This window comes from Exiguobacterium sp. SH0S7 (assembly GCF_004337195.1).
GTDB lineage: Bacteria > Bacillota > Bacilli > Exiguobacteriales > Exiguobacteriaceae > Exiguobacterium > Exiguobacterium aurantiacum_A.
On record NZ_SJVA01000001.1, the window covers coordinates 407022 to 431436 of the forward strand.

Here is a 24415-nt window from a genome sequence, read left to right on the forward strand (position 1 = left end):
TTGTATTCGATTACGCGTTATAAATTTTTCCAGTAAGCGGGTCGATCGAGATCATCTGTCCGTCACGGAACGTAGACGTTGCAGACTCAACACCGACGATGACCGGTTTACGGAGCGATGGTCCAACGATGCCGGCATGGCTCGTCAATCCACCGTCTTCTGTGATGATGCCGGCTGCTTTTTCGATCGCTGGCATCATTTCTTTATCAGTGAACGGTGCCACGAGGATCATGCCGTCTTTTGCTTTAGCGTTCGCTTCGTCCGCGTTGTTCGCAACGACGACTTCTCCGACGAGGCCGCGCTCACCGATGCCGCGTCCGTTTGCAAGAGCGTGTCCGACGATGTGAATTTTCATCATGTTCGTCGTACCAGAAGTCGCTGCCGGAATACCTGCTGAGATGACGACGAGGTCGCCGTCTGTGACGAGTCCAGCGTGACGAGCTGCTTCAGATGCTTGAACCAACATCTCATCCGTGTTGTTCGGCATCGTGTCAGCAACGATCGGGTATACGCCCCAAACGAGGTTCAACTGACGAGCGACGCGCTCTGATTCAGTCACCGCGATAATGTTTGCTTCCGGACGATATTTCGCTGTACGGGCAGCCGTGTAACCTGATTGTGTTGGTGTCAAGATCGCTTTCGCGTTCAAGTTGATTGCCGTATGGGCAACCGCTTGTGAGATCGCATCCGTTACCGTATGCTCACTGCGTTTTTGACGATCTTTGAGCAAGTTTTTGTAGTCAAGCATACGCTCTGTACGAACAGCGATCGCTGCTTGCATTTGAACTGACTCGATTGGGTAGTCCCCTGCAGCCGTCTCACCTGAGAGCATGACCGCATCCGTACCATCGAGGATGGCGTTGGCAACGTCAGACGCTTCCGCACGTGTCGGGCGCGGGTTGCGTTGCATCGAGTCAAGCATTTGTGTCGCTGTGATGACCGGCTTACCGAGGTCGTTACACTTCTTGATCAATTCTTTTTGTACTGGTGTGACTTCTTCAGTCGGGATCTCGATACCGAGGTCACCACGCGCAACCATCAAACCGTCAGAGATAGACAAGATTTCGTCGATGTTATCGACACCTTCTTGGTTTTCAATTTTCGGGTAAATCTTGATGTGCGACGCATCGTGCTTCTCGAGAAGTTGACGAATGGCGACGACGTCAGACGCACGACGTACGAATGAAGCCGCGATCACGTCGATATCTTGCGAGATACCGAACTCGATGTCCGCGATATCTTTGTCTGTTAAGGCAGGAAGGTTAACCTTGACGTTCGGCAAGTTTACACCTTTCTTCGTCTTGATGACGCCTTCGTTTTCGATGATGCAACGAAGATCGCGGTTCGGAAGTTTTTCGACGACACGGAGACCGATGAGTCCGTCATCGAGCATGATGCTAGAACCGACTTCGACGTCATCGAACAATCCTTCGTACGTGACCGAGAAACGGTCTTTCGTTCCGACGATTTCTTCTGTTGAGACGATTGTCACTTCTTTCCCTTTTTCAAGGAGTGCCTTTCCGTCTGCGAACGTATGCGTCCGAATTTCAGGACCTTTCGTATCGAGAAGGACAGTCACGATTTTGCCTGCGACGCGTGATGCTTCACGGATGTCGCGGATACGTGCTCCGTGCTCTTCGTAGTCACCGTGTGAGAAGTTAAGACGAGCCACGTTCATTCCAGCTTCAATCATTTCTGGGAGAAGCTTCTCTGAAGCTGGTCCGATCGTACATACAATTTTCGTTCTACGCATAAATAAAAACCTCCTAGGGGATGTATTACATTTACACACAGAAAACGGGGGGTCGATTGACCTGATCCCGTCTCTGTGGAGTTCACTGTCACTCGTTAAATCGAAAGTTGGTTCGACAGGTCGATCAACTTCATGTCAAGCGTATGCTTGTTATGGTCGAGCGCCTCGTCGATATCGAGGTCCATCATTTTACCGCCACGGATTCCAACGACCCGTCCAGCTTTGCCTTCTAACAGGATTTCAACGGCGTAAGCGCCCATCCGGCTAGCAAGCACGCGGTCGGCGGCAGTTGGTGAACCACCACGTTGGATATGTCCAAGGATCGTGACACGTGTTTCCGAGTTTGTCTGCTCAGCAATGAGTTTACCAATCTCTTCGGCACTGCCAGCTCCTTCAGCAACGACGACAATCGAATGTTTCTTGCCGCGGGCAACACCATGGTTGATCCGCTCCACAATCGCACTCAAGTCTTCAGGACGTTCTGGGACGAGGATCGACTCCGCTCCACCGGCAAGACCGGCGTAAAGAGCGATGTCACCCGCGTCGCGACCCATCACTTCAATGACATACGTACGTTCATGTGAAGAAGCCGTGTCACGAATCTTGTCGATCGCATCGAGCGCTGTGTTGAGCGCTGTGTCAAATCCGATCGTCGCGTCCGTTCCCGGAATATCATTGTCGATCGTGCCAGGCAGCCCGATTGTCGGGAAACCTAGCTCCGTCAACTTCTGAGCTCCACGGTAAGAACCGTCTCCGCCTACGACGACGAGCGCATCGATGTTGAATTTCTTCAACTGTTTGACCGCTTTCGCCCGGCCTTCTTCAGTTCTAAACTCTGGGCAACGGGCAGAACGTAAGAACGTTCCTCCGCGTTGAATGATATCGCCGACTGAACCTAGGTTCAATTCAACGAGATCGCCTTCAATCAAACCTTGATAGCCGTTATACACACCGTACACTTCTAGACCTTCAAAAATTGCTTTTCGGGTCACTGCACGGACTGCAGCGTTCATTCCAGGGGCGTCTCCCCCACTTGTCAATACCGCAATTCGTCTTAAATTCACGTCACTCACCTCTTATGTGTTTTAACGAAATCTGAAATAAAAATACCATGTCTGACCTTTGTTTTACAACACAAGTATGTGAAAAAAATGCATGGGGTACCGTCGGAAGCAGTCATTTCGTGAGTGGTTTAACGTGAACCTCAAGCGGTTGTTACCGTTTTCACGAGCCAAATGTGCCAATTTGATGATATTTGGCAGCGCGCCCTTGCAGCAACTCATCGCGCGAGCGTTTCACCAACTCACTGACATGCTGTGTTAATACAGGCTTCAAGAGCGAAGACTGTAGTGACACATCGATGTGGGCTCCGCCAAACACTTCCGTCACAATCTCATCGACAATCCCTAAATCGAGCAAATCTTGTGCTGTAATCTTCATCGTTTCAGCGGCCCGTTCCGCCAGCTTAGCGTCTTTCCAAAGCAGTGCCGCAGCACCTTCTGGCGAGATGACCGAGTACGTGCTGTTCTCGAGCATGAGCAGCCGGTCGCAGACACCGATGCCGAGCGCTCCTCCAGAACCGCCCTCGCCGATGACGACAGAAACGATCGGGACTTTCAACGTCGCCATCTCAAACAAGTTGCGTGCGATTGCCTCGCTTTGTCCGCGTTCTTCGGCCGCCTTACCCGGGTAAGCACCTTTCGTGTCAATGAACGTGATGACCGGCCGGTTGAACTTCTCGGCCTGCTTCATGAACCGTAACGCTTTGCGATACCCTTCCGGATGAGGCATGCCAAAGTTTCGCAACATGTTCTCTTTCGTATTGCGGCCGCGTTGATGGCCGATGATTGTCACCGGGACACCGTCGAGCGTGGCAATCCCCGCGACGATCGCCGCATCATCATATCCATGTCGGTCGCCATGCAGTTCAATAAAATCTGGGAACAGCTGATCGATATAGTCGAGCGTCGTCGGCCGTTTCGGGTTCCGTGCCAATTGCACGCGATCCCACGGTTTCATATTCCCATAATTGTCTTTTTCTAATCGGTGGAGCTTCGTCTCGAGATGGCGGATCTCCCGGGATAGGTCGATCCCTTTCGTTTCCGCCATCTCGCGCAACTTCACGAGTTGTTCGTTCAATTCTTTCGTTGAGTCAAACATGATGTGCCCCCCCGTCATGTAAATCGATGATGTTCTTTAAGAACGAACGCATCTGTTCACGATGAACGACGGCATCGAGTTGACCAGCCTCTAGCAAGAACTCAGCAGTTTGGAAGTTGTCTGGTAATTTTTCACGAATCGTCTGTTCGATGATCCGCCGTCCGGCGAAGCCGATCAACGCACCCGGTTCGGCGACGTTCAAGTCACCGAGCATGGCAAAACTAGCCGAGACGCCACCTGTCGTCGGATGGGTCAAGTAGGCGATATACAGCAATCCGGCCTCGTCATGTTGCTTGAGCGCGATGGACGTATTCGCCATCTGCATGAGGCTGACCATCCCTTCTTGCATGCGCGCACCGCCTGAAGCGGTGAACAACACGACAGGTAATCGTTCCGCAGTCGCGGTCCGAACGGCTGAAGCGATCGCTTCCCCAACGTAAGCTCCCATTGATCCCATCCGGAAGCGCGCGTCCATGACACAGATGACGGCGTGACGGCCAGAGATCATTCCGTGGCCGCAGACAATCGCCTCTTCAATCCCAGTTCTTTCCCTGTCTTTTTTTAATTTTTCTTCATAATCTGGAAAACCGAGCGGGTTTTCTTTCACGCGCGGTCCAGCAAATTTCACGAATGAGTTCTCATCAGTGAGCAATCGAATCCGCTCATCTGCACTGAGCGGGAAATGGTAGCCACAATCGCACACTTTATGGTGTTCGTTCAATTGTTTCGTGTAATGCATATATTTACAGGATGGACATTTCGTCATCAATCCTTGGGGTGCGTCAATTTTCGGTTCTCGTTGACGCAACGGCATGTATCGTTTTGGTTTCTTGAAAAAAGCAGTCATCGCTTCCCCCTCGTTCATTCCGGCATCCTCACCTTGCGCCACATCTCCAATAATTGTGTTCGTTCCTCGATCGTATACAGTTCACCTGCGTCCGTCCCGTCATAAAATCGGTTCACTTCACTCCAAATTCGAATGAAGAGCTCGTTGTCTAGGCCTAGAATCAGCTGTTGACGGAACTCGCGATCATTCGCTAAGTTCGCTTCGAGCAGCTTGACCCGCTCCGGTGTCGGCTCGACTTCAGAGAACGCAAGGCGCTCAAGCAACCGCAACATGTCGACGATGTCGGACGCTTTCGTCTGTTTCGTGACGATAAACTCAGACAAGATCTCGATGTAGCGGTGCCGATCTTGCTCGCACAAAAACGTCCCGCCCCCGTGACGCGTCTCCACGATCCCAAGAAAGCTGAGGGCCCGAAGCGCCTCTCGGACCGAAGCGCGGCTGATTGAAAGCGTCTCGGCCAGTTCACGTTCGGATGGAAGACGGTCGCCCGGCGCGAGCGATGCCTGAACGATCAACGATCTAATTTTAGAAATGTTTTCGTGAAATGAGGATGCGTATTTTCCATGCATCTGACCGTTCAACTCCTTTTCGGATGGCATTCTCTTTAAAGTGGTCAGACCAATCAAACAGATTATACCACTTTTTATGACTTGGTACTAGTTCCCGCTCCGGACGTTTTTGAATCGACCCGCTTCAAGACGACGTCCGCTTCCCCGAACCGGCTCTTCAAAGCGGTCATGAAGGATTCCGTTGGATTGACCGAGTAAGCAGACGCCAATTGCTTCACCTCTTTTGAGTCGGAGAAGCGACAAATTACCGGGACGTCCCCACTTGCTGTATGAAGGAGTTCTTCGAGCTCGGCGAACGATTCACGGCGAAGCCGGACGAACAACGCTTGACCATTTAACGGCCGCACCCGCTCCACGACGAGTTGAATCCGCCCGTCCCGCTCGTTTGGATGAACCTCGAGCAACAGGACGTTCCCGACATAGAGCGAGCGTGCGTAGTTTGCGAACACGCGCGGGAAGATGACGACCTCATCTTGCGAGACCCCGTCATCGACCATGGCGACACCCATCTCCTCGTTTTTCTTCGTCTTGAACGTCCGGATCGCATCGACGTAGACGACGATGAACCCTCTGTCGCCGCGCAACACTTCCTCGATTGTGGACGTGTCCACTTGAAGGGGTGCCACCGTCGTCAAAGGTGAGTGGACAATCCATGTCCCGAGCGCCTCGCGTTCTTCTTCCGACCAATTCGGTTCCGGCGCCTCGGTCCGTTTCAAGCCGAGGGCCGACAGTTCATCCGGGAGCAGATGTGTCCCCGCCTCTTCCCGCAAGCGTTCCACAGCCCGGAAAGCCCTGCTCCGCTCTCCGTGGTACATGCGGTCTAACGCCCCTGAACCGAGCAGACGGCGCAATTTCAACTGATCTTTCGTTCCCCAGTCCATCAGTTTCACGAGTTGTTTCACATCGGTGAACTGATCGTGATGCTCAATCAATCGTTCCACGTCCCGCTTCGTCAATCCTTGAATCGCCTTGAGGCCGAGACGGACTCCCGGACCTTCTAGAAACGCTCCCGCTTTCCCGTGCAAGACGTCAGGAGGATAGACGGCGATTTTCCCTTTCCTTAGCATACGCACGAGTTGATTCGTCTTATCGTACGTCACGAGATAAAAAATGCGTTCAAAGTGTGCTTTCACATACGCCAATCGATAACTGATCAAACTATAGGCGACGGCGTGCGACCGGTTGAACCCGTAGCCCGCGAATTTTTCAATCCATGAGAACACTTGTCGCATCGAATCCATGTCGTACTCCGCCGTCTTCTCCAAAAAGCGAGTTTTCTCGACCTCGATGGCGGCCATATCCTTTTTAGCGATGGCTCGACGAATCAAATCGGCCTCGGCGTATGAATATCCGGCGAGTTCGCGCAATAACTTCATGACTTGTTCTTGGTAGACGAGCACGCCTTTAGTCGTCTCTATCACTTCGCCAACAATCGGATGGACCGGTTTGTAAGGCATCCCGTGCTTGCGTTTGGCATACGTCTCGATGAACTGCATCGGTCCAGGGCGATAAAGCGACATCGTGACGACGATATCTTCAAACTCGGTCGGCTTCACTTGCCGCAACGCTTGCTTCATCCCGTCCGACTCAAACTGAAAGACGCCATCTGTATCGCCTCGCGCGAGAACACGTAACGTCCGATTGTCATCGAGCGGGATCGATTTCAGCGAGAAAAGTGAATCGATGTCACGAATCAACATCTCCATCTCACGCAATCGTGTCAAGTTCCGGAGACCGAGCAAATCGATTTTCAGAAGTCCGAGCGCCTCGAGATCCTTCATATTATATTGCGTCACTCGGCCCCCGTCTGTCGGTTGTAGCGGCGTTACCGTGTCAAGCGGATCTCGGCTCAAGACGATCCCAGCCGCATGGATCGATGCTTGTCTCGGCAACCCTTCCAATTGAGACGCGATCGTCAACAGGTGCGACCGTTTTTGACTTCCGGCAAACCACTTCATTTTAGTCGGATTGTTCGTAATGCCCGCAATCCCGTCGTCCTTGACTTGTTTACTGGCAGCCTGGCCTTCTTCAAGCGTCATCCCGAGAGCGCGTGCCACATCACGTAGCGCCGCCTTCGCTCCGAACGTCGCTAACGTACCGATTTGAGCGGCGTGATGCAGCCCATACTTGTCAAGCACGTACTGGACGACCTCGTCTCTCCGTTCGTCTTCGAAGTCTAAATCAATATCTGGCATACTGATCCGTTCCGGGTTCAAGAAACGTTCGAACAGTAAATCAAAGCGAACAGGATCGACTTCAGTAATATGAAGCGCGAAACTGACGAGCGACCCGGCCGCCGAACCACGACCTGGACCGACTTCGATGCCTTTGTCCCTGGCGAAGCGAACGATGTCCTCGACAATCAAAAAGTATGAGGCGAACCCCGTACCGGCAATAACGTCAAGCTCGTACCGGGCCCGATCGATATACGTGTCGTTGAGCAAACCGAGTGCTTTCAATCGCTCCGCAACGAGACGTTTGAGTCGATCGACGGCATCAGGAAGTTCCGGGATCGCGGCAGTCGCGGCCGGAATATGCGTTACCGACGCAAGTTGTTCGAATCGCGCGAGTTCCTCGAGCTCCAAGGGTTCGAACCAGTCGTTCATCTCGCTCGGAAGCCGCACATACTTGCCTTTTTGATGAACGTCCTCTTGGGAGATGACCTCGCCTTCACCGATTGCGACGATGGCACGATACGCTTCAAAATCTTCTGGTCGCATATAGCATGTCTCTGGCGTCGGCACTAAACGAACACCGAGTTCTTCGCGCATCCCCCGAAGCTGTTTGACGATGAGCGTCTGTTCGGTCGTCTGCGGAGCAGGCAACCCGAGCCATAACCGTTCTTCTGCCACAAAGCCGAGTATACGGTTAAACAAACGACGTCGGTGGACCGGGTCACTCGTTTTCCAATTTTCAGGTAAGATGACGACCGATAAATCCGTCGGTTCGGTCAATCCGCCTGCCTCGACGATGCGATACAACTTCGGAATATCTAGGTCGGTCATCGCATACACGAGCACGGCCAACTCGAGCCCATCGACATGAAGGCTCGTCCGTAGACCGATGACCGGCTTGACCGCATAGCGTTCGCATAGTCTCACAAATTGAGGAACGCCATAAAACGCGTCATCTGCGACCGCGACCGACTTACTCCCCCGCTCCGCCATCGAGGCGACATATTGCTCTAAGCGAATCGTGCTATGCATCAAGCTAAACGCTGATCTTACATTTAAATGGAGCACAAGCGCCCCCCTCTCTTGTTTCTTAATTGTCAAACTCATCTCGATGCTTCTCTGATACAATAATTATAGACAAAACGAATGATAAAAGGGGGTAAAAGCGTATGATTATTAATCGGGGTAAAATCGCGCGCGACAAGTTAGAACTTTTACAGAACGGACAGACCGTATTTGCCGACAGTCCTGAAATTATCGACCGGCTGCGCAAATACATTACCGAGTACCAACTTGACGTCGTCGAAGACGTCACCGATCGCGGCACGTGGTTCATTCCACAAGACGACGATACAAAATGAAGAGAGCTGACCGCGGTCAGCTCTCTTCATTTTCAAATTCGAACGGTGCGGCCACTTCTTCTAGCGCGGCAATCACATCGTCCATCTCTTCCCATGTGTCAATTGTCGCACCGGCTGCCATCGGATGCCCGCCGCCACGGTAACGTTTGGCGATTTCATTGATGACCGGGCCTTTCGAGCGGATACGGACACGAATCTCATCTTTGTTCTCGACGAACATGACCCAACATTTCAACCCCTCCAGTCCAGAGAAGCTGTTGACGAGCAACGATGCCGCTTCCGGCGTCGCATGAAACGTCCGGAGTACGTCGGCGTCGATTTTGACATATCCGACGCCCGACTCTGTCACTTGGACGTTTTGCAGGACGTAACCTTGCAGTTGGAGTGTCGCCAAGTTCGTCTTATACATTTGGCGGTACAAGCGGTTCGTGTCGATGCCGTAACCGATCAAGTCAGAAGCGATCTCAAACGTGCGCGGCGTCGCGTTCCGGAATTGGAAGCGTCCCGTATCACCGACGATGCCCGCGAAAAGTAAGAACGCCGACTGCTCATCGATAGCCAAGTCCCATATCCGAGCGAGCTCGGCTACAATCTCCGACGTCGAACTGACCGTCGTATCGACGATCTGATGTGTCGCATACTCATCTTCGTCCGGATGGTGGTCGATCTTGACGACAGTCTTCCCTTTCAAGGCGCATGGTCCATCGATTCGTTCGTGGTTCGCTGTATCAAGCACGAGGACGAGCGCTTCGTCATACATCTCTGGCTCCACATGTTGCATCTTCCCTAAAAATTCGAGGTCGCGGGCAATCCCGCCGACGACATAAACGTGTTTATCCGGGTAAGCCCGCTCGATGATCCGCTTTAAGCCGAGTTGGCTTCCGAGCGCATCCGGGTCGGGACGGACGTGTCGATGGATCATAATCGTGTCCGCCGCCTCGATTAAATTCAATATCGTTGTTGCTTCAGGCCAATGTGCCATGGTCGTTCCTCGCTTTCTTGATGTCCATTCTATGGTATGATGATAACAGATTATACGTTTGAAAGGGGTTTCTCACTTGAGTCAATTAATCATGATCGGACTCATCTTGTTCTCACTCGGTGCGTATTTCGTCTATAAACGTCGGGCCTTCTTGACGAAGACGCCGTACCGGAAAGCGTTGTTCAACACGCAAGCGCTCATCTGGCTCAGCTTGTTTTTGGCGCTGTTCGCCATCAACCAGATGGTCGGCGGCCTCGGCCTCAATTCGACCATCGGCTGGATCGTCAGCATCGTCATGCTCGTCCTCGGGCTTGGCAACGCAATCGTCGGGATCATTCGCTATCGCAAAATTTTCCCGAAGGCGTCTGAAGAACCGATCAACCAATCTTAATATGTAAAACGAGCTGATGACATCATCAGCTCGTTTTTCTTTACCGGTCGATCAGTTGCGCTGTGACGAGCGCTTTGGCGACGAGTTGTGTCCCTTGTGTCATCTCGACGTCGACTTTCCCGAATTTTCGTCCGAGGTCGAACACGTTCGCCGAGACGCGGATTTGGCTCTCGATTTGAATCGGTTTCATGAAGTAGACCGTGATATTCTCGACGACAAGGTCGCCTTTTTTCATATGCCGCAAACTCCGGGTCGCCCCTTCGACAAGAAGCGTCGTCAAGACTCCGGACGACGCCGTCCCCATGTGGCTCGTCATTTGAGGTGCCACTTCGACCGTGAACGCCGTCCCGTTCGAAGTCGGATCCTCTTTCAACTGATTGGTGATCATATTATCAAACGTCTCACCGACTTGCGGTTGCCGGTTCGCGAGCTGAAGCGCCTTTAGGACGTCTTGACGGCTGATGATGCCGAGCAGGCGACCGTAGTTGTCGACGACCGGCAACATCTCGATCCCTTCCCATACCATCTGGTGGGCCGCATTCGTGACACTTGTCTGAACGCCGGCCGTGATCGGGCTTTTCGTCATCACTTTTTCGATTTCTGTATCGTGCGGCCGATCGATGAGATCTTTGGCGGTGATGACGCCGACGACTTTCATCTGGTCGTCGATGACCGGGTAGCGGTTGTGCTTCGTCCGTTCATTGAGTTCGTGCCACCGTTTGACTGTATCGTCCACTTTTAAATAAAACGTATCGTGCAACGGAATGACGATATCCGAGACGAGCAAAATTTCCTTTTTGATCAAACGGTCATAGATGGCGCGGTTGATCATCGTTGCAACGGTAAAACTGTCATAGGAAGTCGAGATGACGGGCATGTTGTACTTATCCGCCATCCGTTTCACTTCGTCGGTCGTATCGAATCCACCGGTGATCAGCACGGCCCCGCCTGACTGCAAGACGAGTTCATGCGCTTTCTCCCGGTTCCCGATGATGACGAGCGAGTCGACGTCGATATATCGCATCATCGCTTCGAGCTTCATCGCCCCGATGACGAACTTAGACAGCGTTTTATGCAGGCCGTCACGTCCGCCGAGCACTTGGCCATCAACGATGTTGACGACTTCGGCAAATGTTAGTTTTTCAATGTTCTCTTTATGTTTGCGCTTGATGCGGATCGTGCCGACCCGTTCGATCGTTGACACGAACCCCAAGTTCTCCGCTTCTTTGATGGCCCGGTAAGCCGTTCCCTCTGATACCGCCAGTTCTTTGGCGATTTGGCGAACGGAGATTTTAGACCCGACATCGAGCGACTCGATATGTGCTATGATCTGTTCATGTTTTGTTGTCATGTCACGAGTCCCTTTCCTCAATACATTTTCTGTCATCCTCAGTATACTGTATCAGTGAACCTTGTTCAAACTGTACTACTGAAAATGCAACATTTCCTTTCCATTTTGGAAAACGCTATAATGAACGAGAAAGCCACTGAACAAGAAGGAAGGGAATCGAGTTGAATCAACGAACCAACCACATTGCACAATCTTTGGCCACGAAAGGGCTAGACGCCGCGTTTGTCACGTCAAAAGCGTCCGTCTTCTATTTTTCAGGAGTATACGCCGAGGCCCATGAACGTTTAATTGCTATCCTAGTACTAAAGAACGGGACAACGGCACTCGTCTGTCCGGCCCTTGAAAAAGGAATCGTCGAAGCGAGCGACTGGAACGGTGAGATCGTGACGTACATGGACCACGAGAATCCTTGGGACAAGGTCGTCAAACTGTTTCTCGACCAACAAATCATTCCGGAACGAATCGGGATCGAAGGCGAGCATTTGCCATATAACCGCGTCGAACAACTGCGTGCCGGATTTGCCGGACTGTCGATCATTGACTTGACGGAAGAATTACAAGCGCTCCGAATGATCAAGTCGACAGATGAGATCCGGGTCATGAAACGCGCGGCCGAACTTGCCGACATGGCAATCGAAGCCGGCATCCGCGCGTTGCGTGAAGGGGTGACCGAACTTGAAGTCATCGCCGAGATCGAATACGCCATGAAACGGCAAGGTGTCCGTGAAATGTCATTTGATACACTCGTCTTGTTCGGTGAAAATAGCGCCGATCCGCACGGTGTTCCTGGCAACAACCGACTCAAAAAAGGTGACTTCGCCTTATTCGATCTCGGTGTCGTCTGGCAAGGCTACTGTTCAGACATCACCCGCACCGTCGTCTACGGTGAGGCGAGCACGAAACAGCGGGAAATCTACGAGACCGTGCTTCGGGCCGAAGAAGCCGCCATCGAGATGGCGAACGTCGGGACGACGCTTGGCTCGATCGATATCGCCGCCCGCCAAGTCATCACGACGGCCGGATACGGGGAATACTTCACCCATCGCGTCGGTCACGGTATCGGCATCGAGGTCCACGAGTTCCCATCGATGGCAGCCAACAACGATATGACGGCCCAGGTCGGCATGACGTTCACGGTCGAGCCAGGCATTTATCTCCCTGGTGTCGGCGGCGTCCGCATCGAGGATGACATCGTCATGACCGAAAGCGGACCAATCTTGTTGACGAGCTTCCCGAAGACGTTACAAGAAATTTAAAAGAGGCTGACTAACACAATCAAATTCGCTCGTCCTTCCGATGCCTACTCTTTCCGCAGGCGATCCCGGAGCCCGCAAGTACCATCGGACGAGCAAAGCAAACGGTCGCCCTCGGGCGGCCGTTTCACGTTCTACCGCGAATGAGAACGACCGTGACATAGCATTTTTTCAATCTTGTGCCGGGCGGAGCGCCTCGAGGTCATCGAACATAAAAAAAGACGAACCAATTCGCGAAAAGCGAATTGGTTCGTCAACAGCCTGAGGTTGAAGGCATATGTCTTCAACCTCTTTTTCAATAGAACAGGCGCCACATCACTTCGCGCTGTGGCACTTCGTCACGCGCCATCTTATTCATGAAAGACGGTTTATCGTACGGGATCGTCTTAGCACTGACACGCAGTCCCGCCTCATCCCACTGCAGCACCCCGTAGCGGGCCCAATCGTCTTTGGCGACGCCGAGCGCCCCTGGATTGAAATACCGTTTGCGCTCATCTTGAAACGCGTGGACCGGGTGATGGTGGCCGAAACAAACGACGTCCGCCGCGTAATCACCAAATAAGCGCTGCATGTTCGGAAGCGTCGCTTCGACGATGTCATGAAACGGCTCGTCGACGATCGATGCCTCACGCTTTTCAGCCGGGATGTGGTAATGAATGCCGTATATATGCCCCCTGCCTATCGTTTGCTCGATCGTACGAGGCAATTTCATAAGCGCATCGGCGTAGTCAGGGCGCAACGTTCGCGCGACCCATTCGTGATGAGGCCGCGTATGGGCATAACTTTCGGGATGTCCCGTTCCCGCGAGCAGTGAGAGGACGGCTTCATCGTGGTTTCCCGTGATCATCTTGACACCTCGGTCGAGGAGTCGCGCCATCACTTCGTTCGAATCTGGTCCCATCGCGATCATATCGCCGAGACTCCAGATGTCATCGATCCCTTGACCGTCCAACTCGTTCAATACCGCGTCTAACGCTTGGACGTTCCCGTGAATGTCCGTCAAAATGGCTAACTTCATATGAAGCACTCCTTACTTTCGATATTGGTGGACGACGTTGACGCCTCCGGTCACATCGATGACCGCCCCGGTGACCATGTCCGAGTCCCGCGCGAGCAAGAACATGATCATTCGCGCGATGTCTTCGCCGGTCCCATGCCGACCGACCGGTGTTTGATTATCCGGTTCAGCGGATTCGATCCGCATCTCTTTCTGCGCACCGACGATGTTACCCGGATTGATCATGTTCGCCGTGATACCGTGCACCGCTTCCTCGAGCGCGACCGTCTTCGTCAAACTGACGAGACCGGTCTTCGCGGCAGCAAAGGCGGACCGGTGCAACCAGCCCGGTGCCGTCGCACTCTCAGGGAAGCCGTACGTGATGATACGACCGAACTGTTTCGCCCGCATATCTGGAATCGCCCGACGCATCAGCCAAAACGAGGCGGACAAGTTCCCGGTGATCACTTCGTCCCACTCCTCGTCCGTCAAATCAACGAGACATTTTCGTTCGAAAATATATGGACCCGCGTTCAAAATCAAAGCGTCCGGCTTACCGAACTTGCTCACCGCCTCGTCATAACCGGCCGTCACCGCTTCTCGGTCCGTCAACGGTGTCTCGATCATATGTAGCCGTTCGTGCTCCCAATCAATCGGTTTTCGTTGAAGCACGCTGACATACCAGCCTTCCTCCAACAGTCGTTCCGTTACAACCCGGCCGATCCCTTTCGCACCAGCCGTGATGACTACGTGTTTCATCGTCATCCCTCCTCTGTATCATCTTACCCGTTCCATCTATTGATTTCCAAACTTCAACCTGTTCCGTAAGAAAGTTGTGAAAATTTCACACATTCTCAAAAGAAGCGGGCGTGAATTTCGAGTGAAGTGGTATACTATATATGTAAGCCGCACGTACATTTCAAGCGAAAGGTTGGGATTTACATGGCAATTGTCTACAAACATATCCTTTCTGCCGTCGACGGCTCGAAAGAGGCGGAACGTGCATTCGAAACAGCAATCGACGTCGCACTTCGAAACGACGGAAAACTGTATATCGGTCACGTGATCGATACACGGACGTTCGCAACGGTCGAAGCATACGATCGGACGATTACCGAACGTGCAGAAACTTATGCGAAAGAACTGCTCGACGACTATGTCAATCGGGCCAAAGAACGTGGTGTCAAAGAAGTCGAAACGGTCATCGAATACGGTTCGCCTAAAGTGACGATTGCGAAAAAAATCGCACCGAATCACGAAATTGACCTTATCATCTGTGGAGCGACCGGCTTGAATGCGGTCGAACGCTTCTTTATCGGTAGCGTATCCGAGAGCATCGTCCGGTACTCGAAGTGCGACGTCTTGATCGTTCGTCAATAATTTCATTAAAAAAAGAGTCATCGCGTTTGCGATGACTCTTTTTTTAGCTTATAAGACTTTAACCGTGACCGTCTTGCGACCGAAGTTGATGGCCGCACTTTGCGAGTACATGAGAATGTCGATCTTATGTCCTTTGATAGAGCCGCCTGTATCAGCCGCCGTGTATGTGCCCATCAACTTCCCACCGACATACACTTGTACTTTAGAACCGAGCGGGATGACGCGCGGGTCGACAGCGACGACGTTATGTCTTTGTGTACGAACGTTCCATCCGAGTGCCGTCTTACCTGAACACCCTTTGCAGTATGGTGTGTAGGCAGAAGCGTTCATCGTATACGATTTCACGCTCGCTTTCGCAACCGGTTTAACGGTGCGTAAGTATTTTGTTGCGATCCAACCGGCCTTACCTTTATAGTTGACGCGAATCCAAGCTCCTTTTGTGCCAGTGCGTTGGAGTTGTTGTCCTTTATTGATTTTTCCAAGTACCTTACCATTAATCGTAGCCGCTGAGCGAACGTTCAATCCGTCCACTTGGCTTTTTACATAAATTTTAGAAGACGCCTCTACTGGTTGTTGCGGTAAAAGCATGGCGAATGTCATGACCGTCAGTAATAAGACCGTTCCAATTTTTTTTAACATGAGGTTCGTCCTTTCCTAGTCGGTTTGTTTTGTCGTTTTTCATAGTTGTCAGTTCTTGGTGATTGTTACGTTCAAACATAAACACGATGCGTCAAGACGAGTTATGTTTCGTCCAGATAACTATATGACGAAACAACCGGACGTGCGTTTACAACTAAAATTCATTTGAATGACACTAAAATTACAGGAGTGTTACAAAAGCGGACTATTTTAACGGGAGATGACAACTTTACAGACATACCACCTTTTACGTCATATTAAATCCCAATTATTGGTTTTAATATGACTGAAACGTTACAAACGTATCGTTTTCCGACTCTTTTTATTACAGTCAGCGTCTTTCGAATAATTCTTTAGACACAATTTGCCCGAATGAACTATGACAAAAGAACTAAAAAAAGTCGCACTGTTCGAATGAACAGCGCGACTAGAGAAGTTAAATTGTGTGGATTAAGCGTGTGTTTCTAAAAGGTTTGCGATCCGAACTGTATCGCGGGCGATGACCAGTTCTTCATTCGTCGGAATGATGATGACTTTGACCGGCGAATGCGGATAGTTGATGAACAACTCTTTGCCGCGTGCTCCGTTGTTGAGTGATGGATCCCAGTAGACGCCCATGAATTCAAGACCACGCAGGATACGCTCACGAATGACGTCAGAGTTTTCACCGACACCCGCCGTGAAGATGATGGCATCGACGCCGTTCATCTCAGCAGCGTACTGACCGATGTAACCGTGAATCCGGTTCGAGAAGATTTTAAGTGACACTTCAGCCCGGTGGTTACCTTCTGCTGCAGCTTGTTCGATGTCACGTAAGTCACTTGAAATACCCGAGAGACCGTAAACGCCTGATTCTTTGTTCATGACGTTCAATACGTCTTCAGCCGACTTGCCCGTTTTTTGCATAAGGAACGGGATGAGGGCCGGATCGAGTGATCCTGAGCGCGTTCCCATCGTGATTCCTTCAAGTGGCGTGAAGCCCATCGTCGTATCGATTGAACGACCGCCGGCAACCGCCGCGATTGACGCCCCACTGCCGAGATGGCATGAGATCAAGCGCAAATCTTCGAGCGGACGACCGAGTAGCTCAGAAGCACGTTGCGTGACATATTTGTGGCTCGTCCCGTGGAAACCATATTTCCGTACACCGTGTTCCGTGTAGTACTCGTACGGGAGGCTGTACAGGAAGTTTTCTTCCGGCATCGATTGGTGGAAAGCCGTATCAAACACGGCGACTTGCGGCACGTTCGGCAAAATCGTTTGGAACGCACGAATCCCAGTCAAGTTAGGTGGGATGTGAAGCGGTCCGAGTTCGACGAACGATTCGATGTTCTTCATCACTTCCTCATCGATCACGACCGAATCCGCGTAAAGTTCTTTCCCGTGAAGAACACGATGCCCGACGCCCGAAATTTCGTCGAACGACGCCATGATTCCAAGGTCAATCAATTTTTCGAGCGCAAGCTCGACCGCTTCTTTATGCGTGTGGAGCGGTGTGACGACGTTGAACTTTTGCCCTTCGCCGTATTTAATAGTAAAGATCGCATCGTCTTTTCCAACGCGCTCAACGAGACCAAGCGCGAGCATATTCTCAGATGGCATCTCGAGAAGTTGGAACTTCAGTGACGAACTACCTGCGTTGACTGCCATAATTTTTGTCATGTCATACACCTCTTACCTTTCGATTTAAACACGTTTCTTTATCTGTTCTCTTTAAAACCGATAACTGTATCATAATGAAGATACTTGATATGGCATATGTTTTTCAAGTCTTTTGCCCAAGAAATATTATGTTGTTTTAAACCATTCATCAATCTGTTTCACAATATTGGCAACAGCTCGCACATCAGTGAACGACGGCAACTCGACGAGGAGCGCTTGTTTCGGGCGCGTGACGCCCTCTCCTTGCTTCTGTAAGATGAGGATACTCTTCGCATACCGTTCATCTTTGAACATTGTCGTCGGCAGTTGGAGGACTCCTTTCACGACCGCTTCTCGGTCCATCCACTGTTTTAATTTCCCTTCATCATCCTGTTCAAACAAATTGTTCGGGATGACGAAGACACCATGGCCTCCCGGCAACGTATGCCGCATCGCCTGCTCAATCATCAGGAAGTGAGAGTAGGAATGACCTTCTTCTCGCTTCAACTCATAACCGCTCGCCACTTCGTCGTTCGGATAATAGCCGATCGGCAAATCGACGAGTGTGAGGTCACTCGGCTCGACGAACAGCGGTGCAAGTGCGTCTTGATGGAAGTAAGAAACCGGCTTTTTGAGCAAATTGCTGATCGCATATGACAAACGAAGCATCAATTCATCGACTTCGACGGCTTGTGCGGTCGCGTCTTTCACTTGCGATAAAATGGCGTGGACGAGAGTCCCGGTGCCGCTTCCGAGTTCAAGCACGTTCGCTCCGTCTTTGACGAGCTTCGTCGCTAAATATCCGATAAATAAGCTGACCGCGTCCGGTGTCGGTTGATGGTTCGGCGGAAGCGTTGTCGTCTCTTCAAGCACAAGCAGACTCACTGCCTTGCGCACGTCATCCGGTTTCTCCGATTCAACGTCGACTCGCTCAAACACTTCGATCAAAGCTTCGAGCGGCAATAAATCGAGGTCGGCCACCAATTTTTTCGTTTCTTTCTTCCAATCTCGGTACAACTGTTCAAATCGTTCCATAGTCGTTCATCTCCTCCATACAAAACCGGCTCTCGTTTCGAGAGCCGGTTGGTTAACTACAATATAGTGTAAGCTATTCGTCCACGTTTCGCCAAGTGAATCAGTTTGCCGCGTCGAACGCTTCAAGCGCCGCGTCAAAATCGACTTCGTCTGTCATCTCATCCATATACTGAACGTATTGGATAGTTCCTTCCGAGTCGATCACGAAGACTGACCGGGCTAGCAAACGAAGCTCTTCCATGAGCACGCCGTACGAATGCGCGAACGACTGGTCGCGGTGATCTGACAACATGATGACGTTATCGAGACCTGACGCCGCACACCAGCGTCGCTGGGCGAACGGTAAATCGTTCGAGACGGTCAATACCGTTCCACCGAGCGATGCCGCGTTTTCATTGAACGCACGAGTTTGCGTGTCGCATAGTCCTGTATCGATCGACGGGACGACACTAATCAATTTTTTCCCTGGGTAAGACGCGAGCGACACTTCTTCGAGTGCAGTCGTGAGGGCGGTGAAATCGGGTGCAGCATCTCCCACTTTCACTGGATTCCCTTGCAATGTGACTGTATTCCCTTTAAATGTTGGCATCAAATCATCCCCTTGTTCTGAATTTTACTTCTTCATCATATCGATGGTGCCGTCACGAAGACAAGCATCCTGCTTCAGACGGCCTGATTGTCATTTTCCCTATATCGGACGCCTAAAACAAGTTATAATGAAAAGGACACAATTGACAAAGGGGATGATTTAGATGAGAAACAACGTGTATCTGCACCATCGTAACGTCAACGAGTTCACGAAAGAGGTAAAAAAATTAAGAGAGATCGGGGAGAAACACGGTTTCAACATCATGGACCGCCCGGAAGATGCCAACATCATCGTCGCCATCGGGGGAGATGGCGCGTTTTTACAGGCCGTCCGTTACACCGGGTTCCGTCAAGACGCTATCTATGTCGGTTTCGGCCGCGGCCTCAACGAATTTTACTGTGACTTCGATATACATAAACTTGACGAAGTCGACCGTTTATTCTCGGATAACTCTGCCCGGATCGAAGCCGGTCTCGAAGTGCGGAAGTATCCGCTCTTATCCGCTTCGATCAATGAATCGTCGCCACTCCTCTGCCTGAACGAGGCATCGATCAAATCGAGTATCATCAAATCGCTCGCGATCGAAGTCTACATCGACGACCTCCACTTCGAGACGTTCCGCGGGGATGGAATGGTCGTGTCGACACCGACCGGATCGACCGCCTACAATAAATCGTTGAATGGCGCGGTCGTCGACCCGCTCATCCCGTGCATGCAAGTGAGTGAAATCGCTTCAGTGAACAACAACCGTTACCGCACGCTCGGCTCAGCGTTCATCGTCCACGATTCACGTAAGCTGTCGCTCCGCATCGTTGAAGACGGAAACGATTATCCGATTATCGGTATGGATAACGAAGCGCTTAGTTTGAAGTATACAGACCGGATCGACATCGAATTGTCGGACAAGGTCGTCAAAACGGTCAAGTTGAAAACCAACTCGTTCTGGCACAAAGTGCAACGCTCTTTCTTCTGAACTGACAAAGGCTAGTCGTCCATCGCGGACGACTAGCCTTTTCTCATGCTTTGATGACGTCCGCCTCGTAGACGGGCGAACCTTCGACGACGGTCATGACAAGTCGGTTGCTCAAAATATCTTGTCCGTTCAAGTCGAAGAAATCCTCTTCCCATACGGTGAACGTCGCATTATAGCTTTGAATCAACAAGCCGTCACGGCCATGCGTCCCAGTCGCGACACGTGGTGAGTAGGTGAAACTCCGTAGCGCTTCGTACATCGACAGACGTTCCGTTGGATTCAGTGCACCCGACGCTTCAAACGATTGTCGTGTCACAGCGGCATAGAGCCCCTTCCTGACGTCGACAGAAGAGATCGGGGCATCACTACCCCCGAGTACGAGCGCACCTGTATCGAGCATCGATTTGAACCGATACGCGTCGTCGACCCGTTCGTTGCCTAGGCGATCGAACAACAAGTCCATATCATCCGACAAAAAGACCGGTTGCGCGTCGATGAGTACCGGCAACGCACTGATCCGCTTCAACAGCGAATCGTTCAATAGCGAAGCGTGGATGATGCGGTCGCGCGTCCCTCGTTTCGCCGGATACTTCTCGAGCAGCGTGATGAACTGCTCAGCCGCCGCATCTCCAATGACATGAGCCGCAACGTTCATCCCGTATGAGCGCGCTTTTTTGACGAGCGCCTCGAGGTGGTCCGGGCGGTGGACTTCGATCCCGCGCTGCCCGACTTCATCAGCATACGGCTCGGACAAGAGCGCCGTCCGACCGCCGAACGAACCGTCGACGAAAATCTTCATCGCCCCGAAGTCGAAGCGCAGGCGCTTCGCAAGCGCATCTTTTTGCAGCAATTGATCAACTACTTGTTCATGGACGAGCAGATGGGCATGGAACGGAAGTTCTTGAAGCACATCTTCATATGCTTGAATCGTCTCGAGCGGGTCTCCGTGGTAGAACAAGTCTTCCGTGTGGGCTCCGACGATCCCGTGGGCGAACAACGAGTCGACGGCCCGACGGATCGAGGCGACGTTCTTCTCACGATTTCCGCCGAGCTCTTTATGGAGCAGATCGAGCGCCGCATCGTACAACACGCCGTTCAATTTCCCGTCGTCATCACGTCCGAGCTTCCCGCCTTCGATGACGGTGTGATGAATGAGGCCTAAGCGCTCGAGACCTTTCGAGTTGACGACGGCGACGTGGCGACAGACGCGCTTCAAGACGACCGGGCGATCCGGAATGACGGCATCGATCATCTCACGTGTCGGCATCTGTCCAAGCAGACGATCGTTAAAGCCTTCAGCGACGATCCAGTCGTCCCCTCCCGACTTCGCTTTCATCGCTTCGAGCAAGGCGTTTAAATCCGTCGTCTCGGTCGCGTCGATGCGGTCGAGCGCCTCGCCATATCCGATCAAGTGGATGTGCGAGTCCGTGAACGCCGGATACACACTCTTCCCTTCGAGGTTCACAATCTGTTTGATCCGGCCCGCGTATGTACGGCGAAGATGACCTTCCTCCCCGAGTTTCAACACGCGTCCGTGCTCGACATACATCGCCCGTGCCATTTCATGTTCTTTGTTCAGCGTATAGATCTTTCCGTTTACCCAAAGTGTTCCCATCACAAAATTCCTCCTCGATTCAAAAAAGATTGACGTCTACGTTAATTCCCGTTTACGTCAATCTTCATGCATAGATTATTTTCGAAGCATATCTTGTTGTTCCAAACCTTTTTCAACACGTTGACGGATCTCACGAGCCGCCCCTTCGTCGAAGCGCCCGAGCACACGTTCACCGATTTCGACGGCAGTACCGTACTCGCCGTGTAAAAACTTGTTCTCAGCGAGCGTCAAGGCGACATGCACCTCGTTATCACGACGACGGTACCGATTCGCATACTGGAGCAACTGTTCCGCATACGTCACTTGCCGGAGCAGTGCTTTGACGCGGTCACGGAAGTTATCCATCGTTTCCTCGACATCGTGACTGAGGCCAACGATATACGTCATGTTGAACGGTGCCTTCTCGAACTGTTCATCTAGCGACTGCACCCCTTTTTGAAGTTGTCGCATGTCACTCGTCAAATCAGTCGGAACGACCGGCATCGCGCTCTTCGCCAAGAGGCGACGGTGAGCGGACAATTCCTTCTTCCATGACTCGAGTTTATTCCGAACTTCGAGCTCTTCTTTACGAAGCGAGTTCGTATTTTCGATAAACCGTTCATGCATCGCACCGAACTGGTCGAGTGACCGTTTCGCATCTTGCACTTTTGATTTGATCAGACTGAACGGAATCACCTGAGCGACGAGTGCTTGTTCGATATCGAGGACGTTCGCAGCGAGCACCGCACGTTCCCGGTCCAATTGTTCGAACTCCTCACCGACCCGGGCATTGATCTCATAGTTGCTGACAAGCCGCGACATCTCTTGGTGAAGGCGCGTCATCAATTCGTTCGTCTGCCGTTCGCGTTCTTTGACCCCAGCAAACTCTTTTTTTACGTACTGCCTTGCATCGACCTCGGAGCTGAACGCCTCGAACAATTGATCGATATCCGAACTGAGTTGCTGCATGTCCGTTTCAAAGTGTTCAAAATCAAGCTGTTCGATCCGAGTCATGAGCGCGAGACGGCGGTCTTCTGCCTGCTCGATCTCTTCGACTAACCCGAGCGTCTCGAGGGCGTAGCCATCCATCTGCATTTCTTTATGACCCGCACGCAGTTGATTCAGTTGGTGCTTTAAGTCAAATTGAACCGTCCGGACAAACTGGGGAATCACTTGAACGAGTTCACGGATCTTCGTCACCTTTTCAGACAGGACTTGGCCGGCCATGAACGCCTCTGAGACTTGCCCTTCTTGCTTGAGGGTCATCATCTCGGTCCGTTTCGCTTCCGCAACAGCGATTTCGGTTTCGACGAGATCGTACGTCGGGCCAAAAGCGCTATTTTGAGAAATGAGCGTCTTGCGGAACTGATACAGTTCTTTCTCGTCTTTTTTGACGATATCTAGCAGGGAGGCATGATAGTCGTTAAACTCTGCCATCTCATCGAGCATCGCGTGAACCATCGATTCGAGTTCTTCGATCAACTGTTCGGTCGCAGCCAAGTCTGATTTGACTTTAAGGAAACGATATTTGTCGAGGTCTTCCTCTGAACGATATAGCGCCTCATCGATTTGACCCGTGTGGACGCTGACGAGTTCATCCCACGACTGGTGCCAGCGTTCGAATTTTTCTTTCGTTTCGCCTTCCATCGGCCACTGTTTGAACTTTTGAAGCTCGGCCGGGACACTCGCACTCAGGATGCCTTGTTTTCGCATATCCAAATCATCAATTTTCTGATAAAAACTTCGTCTAGCTAGCATACTACCTAACATTGCTCCTAGAGCGATGACAATAATTCCAATTAAAATTCCGTATATTCCGTAATCCATCTCTGTAACAACCTCCAAGCCGCTTTCGTGGACTTATGTATCTTTAAGAAGAAAATGAAGTATTTTATAAGTATAGATATTAATAATCATATTATAGAAACAATGTTTTGCATAGGTTTTCCAACGGTTTAGGGAGAGAATGTTATTTTCCGCGAAAATCTTTTTGGGAGACAAAATAAAAAAATGCGTGTACCATGATGCTAATCTGAAATACATCTTGATATAGGAGGGAAACAAATGTTCCAAACTACTACTTACTCTGGCGACCTGGCCGCCGGCTATGACTTACTTAACAAACAACTCGCTGCCCTGCTCGAAGGAGAGACGAACCAAGTCGCTAACCTTTCGAACGCGAGCGCTCTGCTCAACCAGTTCCTTGACCGTATCAACTGGGTCGGCTTCTATTTGCTTGACGGTGACGACAGCCTCATCCTCGGACCGTTCCAAGGTCTTCCTGCTTGCGTCCATATCGCCTTCGGCAAAGGCGTCTGCGGTACGGCTGCTTCGACACAAGAGACGCAGTTGATCGCCGACGTCCACCAATTCCCGGGCCATATCGCCTGCGACGCGGCCTCGAACTCCGAAATCGTCGTCCCGCTCATCCGTGACGGCAAAACGATCGGCGTCCTCGATATCGACAGCCCCGAGTTCGATCGCTTCTCAGAAGTCGATCGCCAAGGCTTGGAGCAATTTTGCCAGACATTACTTCGCTTCATCTGATTGACAAGCTGCTCGATCCATCGTATACTGATTTTTGTGCATGAAATGACGATAGCAGTCCTAGACAGACGTATCCACCTTTCGGGCCTCGACTGAGTCGGAGGAGCATCTTGTAGCTTCGCTATCAAGTGAAGGTGCTTGAACCTAGAAAGGGGCGTCACCCGTCTTTGACACCGTTG

Annotated in this window: 22 protein-coding genes; 6 read left to right on the forward strand and 16 right to left on the reverse strand. The window is 51.5% G+C overall.

The annotated features are described in order from the left end of the window. Positions 1–10 precede the first annotated feature (10 nt). From pyk to dnaE, 6 genes are all read right to left on the reverse strand, one after another. Entirely contained in the window at positions 11–1753 is a 1743-nt protein-coding gene (pyk, locus tag EVJ22_RS02150; protein ID WP_070326936.1) for a pyruvate kinase, read from the reverse strand. A gap of 95 nt (positions 1754–1848) precedes the next feature. Further along, positions 1849–2817: a 6-phosphofructokinase gene (gene pfkA, locus EVJ22_RS02155; protein WP_083273929.1), complete on the reverse strand. Its 969-nt coding sequence runs from the start codon at positions 2815–2817 to the stop codon at positions 1849–1851. 160 nt (positions 2818–2977) lie between these two features. Then, positions 2978–3913 carry an acetyl-CoA carboxylase carboxyl transferase subunit alpha gene (accA, locus tag EVJ22_RS02160; protein WP_131443027.1) on the reverse strand — a complete coding sequence of 312 codons (936 nt, stop codon included), beginning with the start codon at positions 3911–3913 and terminating at the stop codon, positions 2978–2980. Continuing rightward, positions 3906–4760, reverse strand: coding sequence for an acetyl-CoA carboxylase, carboxyltransferase subunit beta (accD, locus tag EVJ22_RS02165; protein ID WP_131443290.1), 855 nt, complete (start codon positions 4758–4760; stop codon positions 3906–3908). The genes accA and accD overlap by 8 nt, the downstream gene beginning before the upstream one ends. Before the next feature lie 14 nt (positions 4761–4774). Then, positions 4775–5275: a FadR/GntR family transcriptional regulator gene (locus EVJ22_RS02170; protein ID WP_233589565.1), complete on the reverse strand. Its 501-nt coding sequence runs from the start codon at positions 5273–5275 to the stop codon at positions 4775–4777. A 128-nt stretch (positions 5276–5403) separates the two neighbouring features. Further along, entirely contained in the window at positions 5404–8571 is a 3168-nt protein-coding gene (dnaE, locus tag EVJ22_RS02175) for a DNA polymerase III subunit alpha (protein WP_233589566.1), read from the reverse strand. A gap of 101 nt (positions 8572–8672) precedes the next feature. Between dnaE and EVJ22_RS02180 the strand changes: the two genes are divergently transcribed. Continuing rightward, positions 8673–8864 (forward strand): YtzJ family protein, encoded by a 192-nt coding sequence (locus EVJ22_RS02180; protein ID WP_131440031.1) that lies wholly within the window; start codon positions 8673–8675, stop codon positions 8862–8864. 16 nt (positions 8865–8880) lie between these two features. Here the strand turns inward: EVJ22_RS02180 and EVJ22_RS02185 are convergent, their stop codons facing one another. Continuing rightward, the gene (locus EVJ22_RS02185) at positions 8881–9846 is read right to left on the reverse strand and encodes a DHH family phosphoesterase (RefSeq protein WP_131443031.1); all 966 of its coding nucleotides are present in this window, start codon (positions 9844–9846) and stop codon (positions 8881–8883) included. A gap of 76 nt (positions 9847–9922) precedes the next feature. Here EVJ22_RS02185 and EVJ22_RS02190 point away from each other — a divergent pair, with 76 nt between their 5' ends. After that, positions 9923–10237, forward strand: coding sequence for a YtpI family protein (locus tag EVJ22_RS02190; protein WP_233589567.1), 315 nt, complete (start codon positions 9923–9925; stop codon positions 10235–10237). A gap of 40 nt (positions 10238–10277) precedes the next feature. Here EVJ22_RS02190 and EVJ22_RS02195 read toward each other — a convergent pair whose 3' ends face one another. Next, a complete protein-coding gene (locus EVJ22_RS02195; protein WP_070329497.1) occupies positions 10278–11588 on the reverse strand; it encodes a DRTGG domain-containing protein in 1311 nt (436 codons plus the stop codon). A gap of 161 nt (positions 11589–11749) precedes the next feature. Between EVJ22_RS02195 and EVJ22_RS02200 the strand changes: the two genes are divergently transcribed. Continuing rightward, complete coding sequence (locus EVJ22_RS02200) at positions 11750–12844, forward strand: M24 family metallopeptidase (protein WP_071397827.1); 1095 nt, start codon at positions 11750–11752, stop codon at positions 12842–12844. Positions 12845–13136: 292 nt separating this feature from the next. Here EVJ22_RS02200 and EVJ22_RS02205 read toward each other — a convergent pair whose 3' ends face one another. Continuing rightward, complete coding sequence (locus EVJ22_RS02205; protein ID WP_131443033.1) at positions 13137–13859, reverse strand: metallophosphoesterase family protein; 723 nt, start codon at positions 13857–13859, stop codon at positions 13137–13139. A 12-nt stretch (positions 13860–13871) separates the two neighbouring features. Further along, a complete protein-coding gene (locus EVJ22_RS02210; protein WP_131443035.1) occupies positions 13872–14597 on the reverse strand; it encodes an SDR family oxidoreductase in 726 nt (241 codons plus the stop codon). A gap of 183 nt (positions 14598–14780) precedes the next feature. Here EVJ22_RS02210 and EVJ22_RS02215 point away from each other — a divergent pair, with 183 nt between their 5' ends. Continuing rightward, on the forward strand, positions 14781–15218 hold the full coding sequence (locus EVJ22_RS02215; protein WP_016508455.1) for a universal stress protein: 438 nt from the start codon (positions 14781–14783) through the stop codon (positions 15216–15218). Positions 15219–15266: 48 nt separating this feature from the next. Here the strand turns inward: EVJ22_RS02215 and EVJ22_RS15670 are convergent, their stop codons facing one another. The 4 genes from EVJ22_RS15670 to tpx all read right to left on the reverse strand — a co-directional run bounded on the left by EVJ22_RS15670 (position 15267) and on the right by tpx (position 19122). After that, complete coding sequence (locus tag EVJ22_RS15670; protein WP_071397831.1) at positions 15267–15857, reverse strand: 3D domain-containing protein; 591 nt, start codon at positions 15855–15857, stop codon at positions 15267–15269. A gap of 450 nt (positions 15858–16307) precedes the next feature. Beyond that, positions 16308–17519 (reverse strand): acetate kinase, encoded by a 1212-nt coding sequence (locus tag EVJ22_RS02225; RefSeq protein ID WP_070329492.1) that lies wholly within the window; start codon positions 17517–17519, stop codon positions 16308–16310. 126 nt (positions 17520–17645) lie between these two features. Beyond that, the gene (locus EVJ22_RS02230; RefSeq protein ID WP_071397832.1) at positions 17646–18533 is read right to left on the reverse strand and encodes a class I SAM-dependent methyltransferase; all 888 of its coding nucleotides are present in this window, start codon (positions 18531–18533) and stop codon (positions 17646–17648) included. A gap of 100 nt (positions 18534–18633) precedes the next feature. After that, entirely contained in the window at positions 18634–19122 is a 489-nt protein-coding gene (gene tpx, locus EVJ22_RS02235; protein ID WP_071397833.1) for a thiol peroxidase, read from the reverse strand. A 163-nt stretch (positions 19123–19285) separates the two neighbouring features. Between tpx and EVJ22_RS02240 the strand changes: the two genes are divergently transcribed. Beyond that, a complete protein-coding gene (locus EVJ22_RS02240; RefSeq protein ID WP_071397834.1) occupies positions 19286–20095 on the forward strand; it encodes an NAD kinase in 810 nt (269 codons plus the stop codon). Between the two features lie 43 nt (positions 20096–20138). On the opposite strand, the gene EVJ22_RS02245 is transcribed toward EVJ22_RS02240, so the two are convergent. Both EVJ22_RS02245 and ezrA read right to left on the reverse strand, forming a co-directional pair. Further along, the gene (locus EVJ22_RS02245; RefSeq protein WP_070329488.1) at positions 20139–21710 is read right to left on the reverse strand and encodes an amidohydrolase; all 1572 of its coding nucleotides are present in this window, start codon (positions 21708–21710) and stop codon (positions 20139–20141) included. A gap of 75 nt (positions 21711–21785) precedes the next feature. Then, the gene (gene ezrA / locus EVJ22_RS02250; protein WP_131443037.1) at positions 21786–23516 is read right to left on the reverse strand and encodes a septation ring formation regulator EzrA; all 1731 of its coding nucleotides are present in this window, start codon (positions 23514–23516) and stop codon (positions 21786–21788) included. Between the two features lie 237 nt (positions 23517–23753). Here ezrA and EVJ22_RS02255 point away from each other — a divergent pair, with 237 nt between their 5' ends. After that, positions 23754–24236, forward strand: coding sequence for a GAF domain-containing protein (locus EVJ22_RS02255; RefSeq protein WP_071397836.1), 483 nt, complete (start codon positions 23754–23756; stop codon positions 24234–24236). The last annotated feature ends 179 nt before the right edge of the window (positions 24237–24415 follow it).

Coding starts and splice junctions, on each gene's coding strand:
- pyk (WP_070326936.1), bottom strand. CDS start 1,753: ATGCGTAGAACGAAAATTGTATGTACGATCGGACCAGCTTCAGAGAAG.
- accA (WP_131443027.1), bottom strand. CDS start 3,913: ATGTTTGACTCAACGAAAGAATTGAACGAACAACTCGTGAAGTTGCGC.
- accD (WP_131443290.1), bottom strand. CDS start 4,760: ATGACTGCTTTTTTCAAGAAACCAAAACGATACATGCCGTTGCGTCAA.
- EVJ22_RS02180 (WP_131440031.1), top strand. CDS start 8,673: ATGATTATTAATCGGGGTAAAATCGCGCGCGACAAGTTAGAACTTTTA.
- EVJ22_RS02185 (WP_131443031.1), bottom strand. CDS start 9,846: ATGGCACATTGGCCTGAAGCAACAACGATATTGAATTTAATCGAGGCG.
- EVJ22_RS02195 (WP_070329497.1), bottom strand. CDS start 11,588: ATGACAACAAAACATGAACAGATCATAGCACATATCGAGTCGCTCGAT.
- EVJ22_RS02205 (WP_131443033.1), bottom strand. CDS start 13,859: ATGAAGTTAGCCATTTTGACGGACATTCACGGGAACGTCCAAGCGTTA.
- EVJ22_RS02210 (WP_131443035.1), bottom strand. CDS start 14,597: ATGAAACACGTAGTCATCACGGCTGGTGCGAAAGGGATCGGCCGGGTT.
- EVJ22_RS02215 (WP_016508455.1), top strand. CDS start 14,781: ATGGCAATTGTCTACAAACATATCCTTTCTGCCGTCGACGGCTCGAAA.
- EVJ22_RS15670 (WP_071397831.1), bottom strand. CDS start 15,857: ATGTTAAAAAAAATTGGAACGGTCTTATTACTGACGGTCATGACATTC.
- EVJ22_RS02225 (WP_070329492.1), bottom strand. CDS start 17,519: ATGACAAAAATTATGGCAGTCAACGCAGGTAGTTCGTCACTGAAGTTC.
- EVJ22_RS02230 (WP_071397832.1), bottom strand. CDS start 18,533: ATGGAACGATTTGAACAGTTGTACCGAGATTGGAAGAAAGAAACGAAA.
- tpx (WP_071397833.1), bottom strand. CDS start 19,122: ATGCCAACATTTAAAGGGAATACAGTCACATTGCAAGGGAATCCAGTG.
- EVJ22_RS02240 (WP_071397834.1), top strand. CDS start 19,286: ATGAGAAACAACGTGTATCTGCACCATCGTAACGTCAACGAGTTCACG.
- EVJ22_RS02245 (WP_070329488.1), bottom strand. CDS start 21,710: ATGGGAACACTTTGGGTAAACGGAAAGATCTATACGCTGAACAAAGAA.
- ezrA (WP_131443037.1), bottom strand. CDS start 23,516: ATGGATTACGGAATATACGGAATTTTAATTGGAATTATTGTCATCGCT.
- EVJ22_RS02255 (WP_071397836.1), top strand. CDS start 23,754: ATGTTCCAAACTACTACTTACTCTGGCGACCTGGCCGCCGGCTATGAC.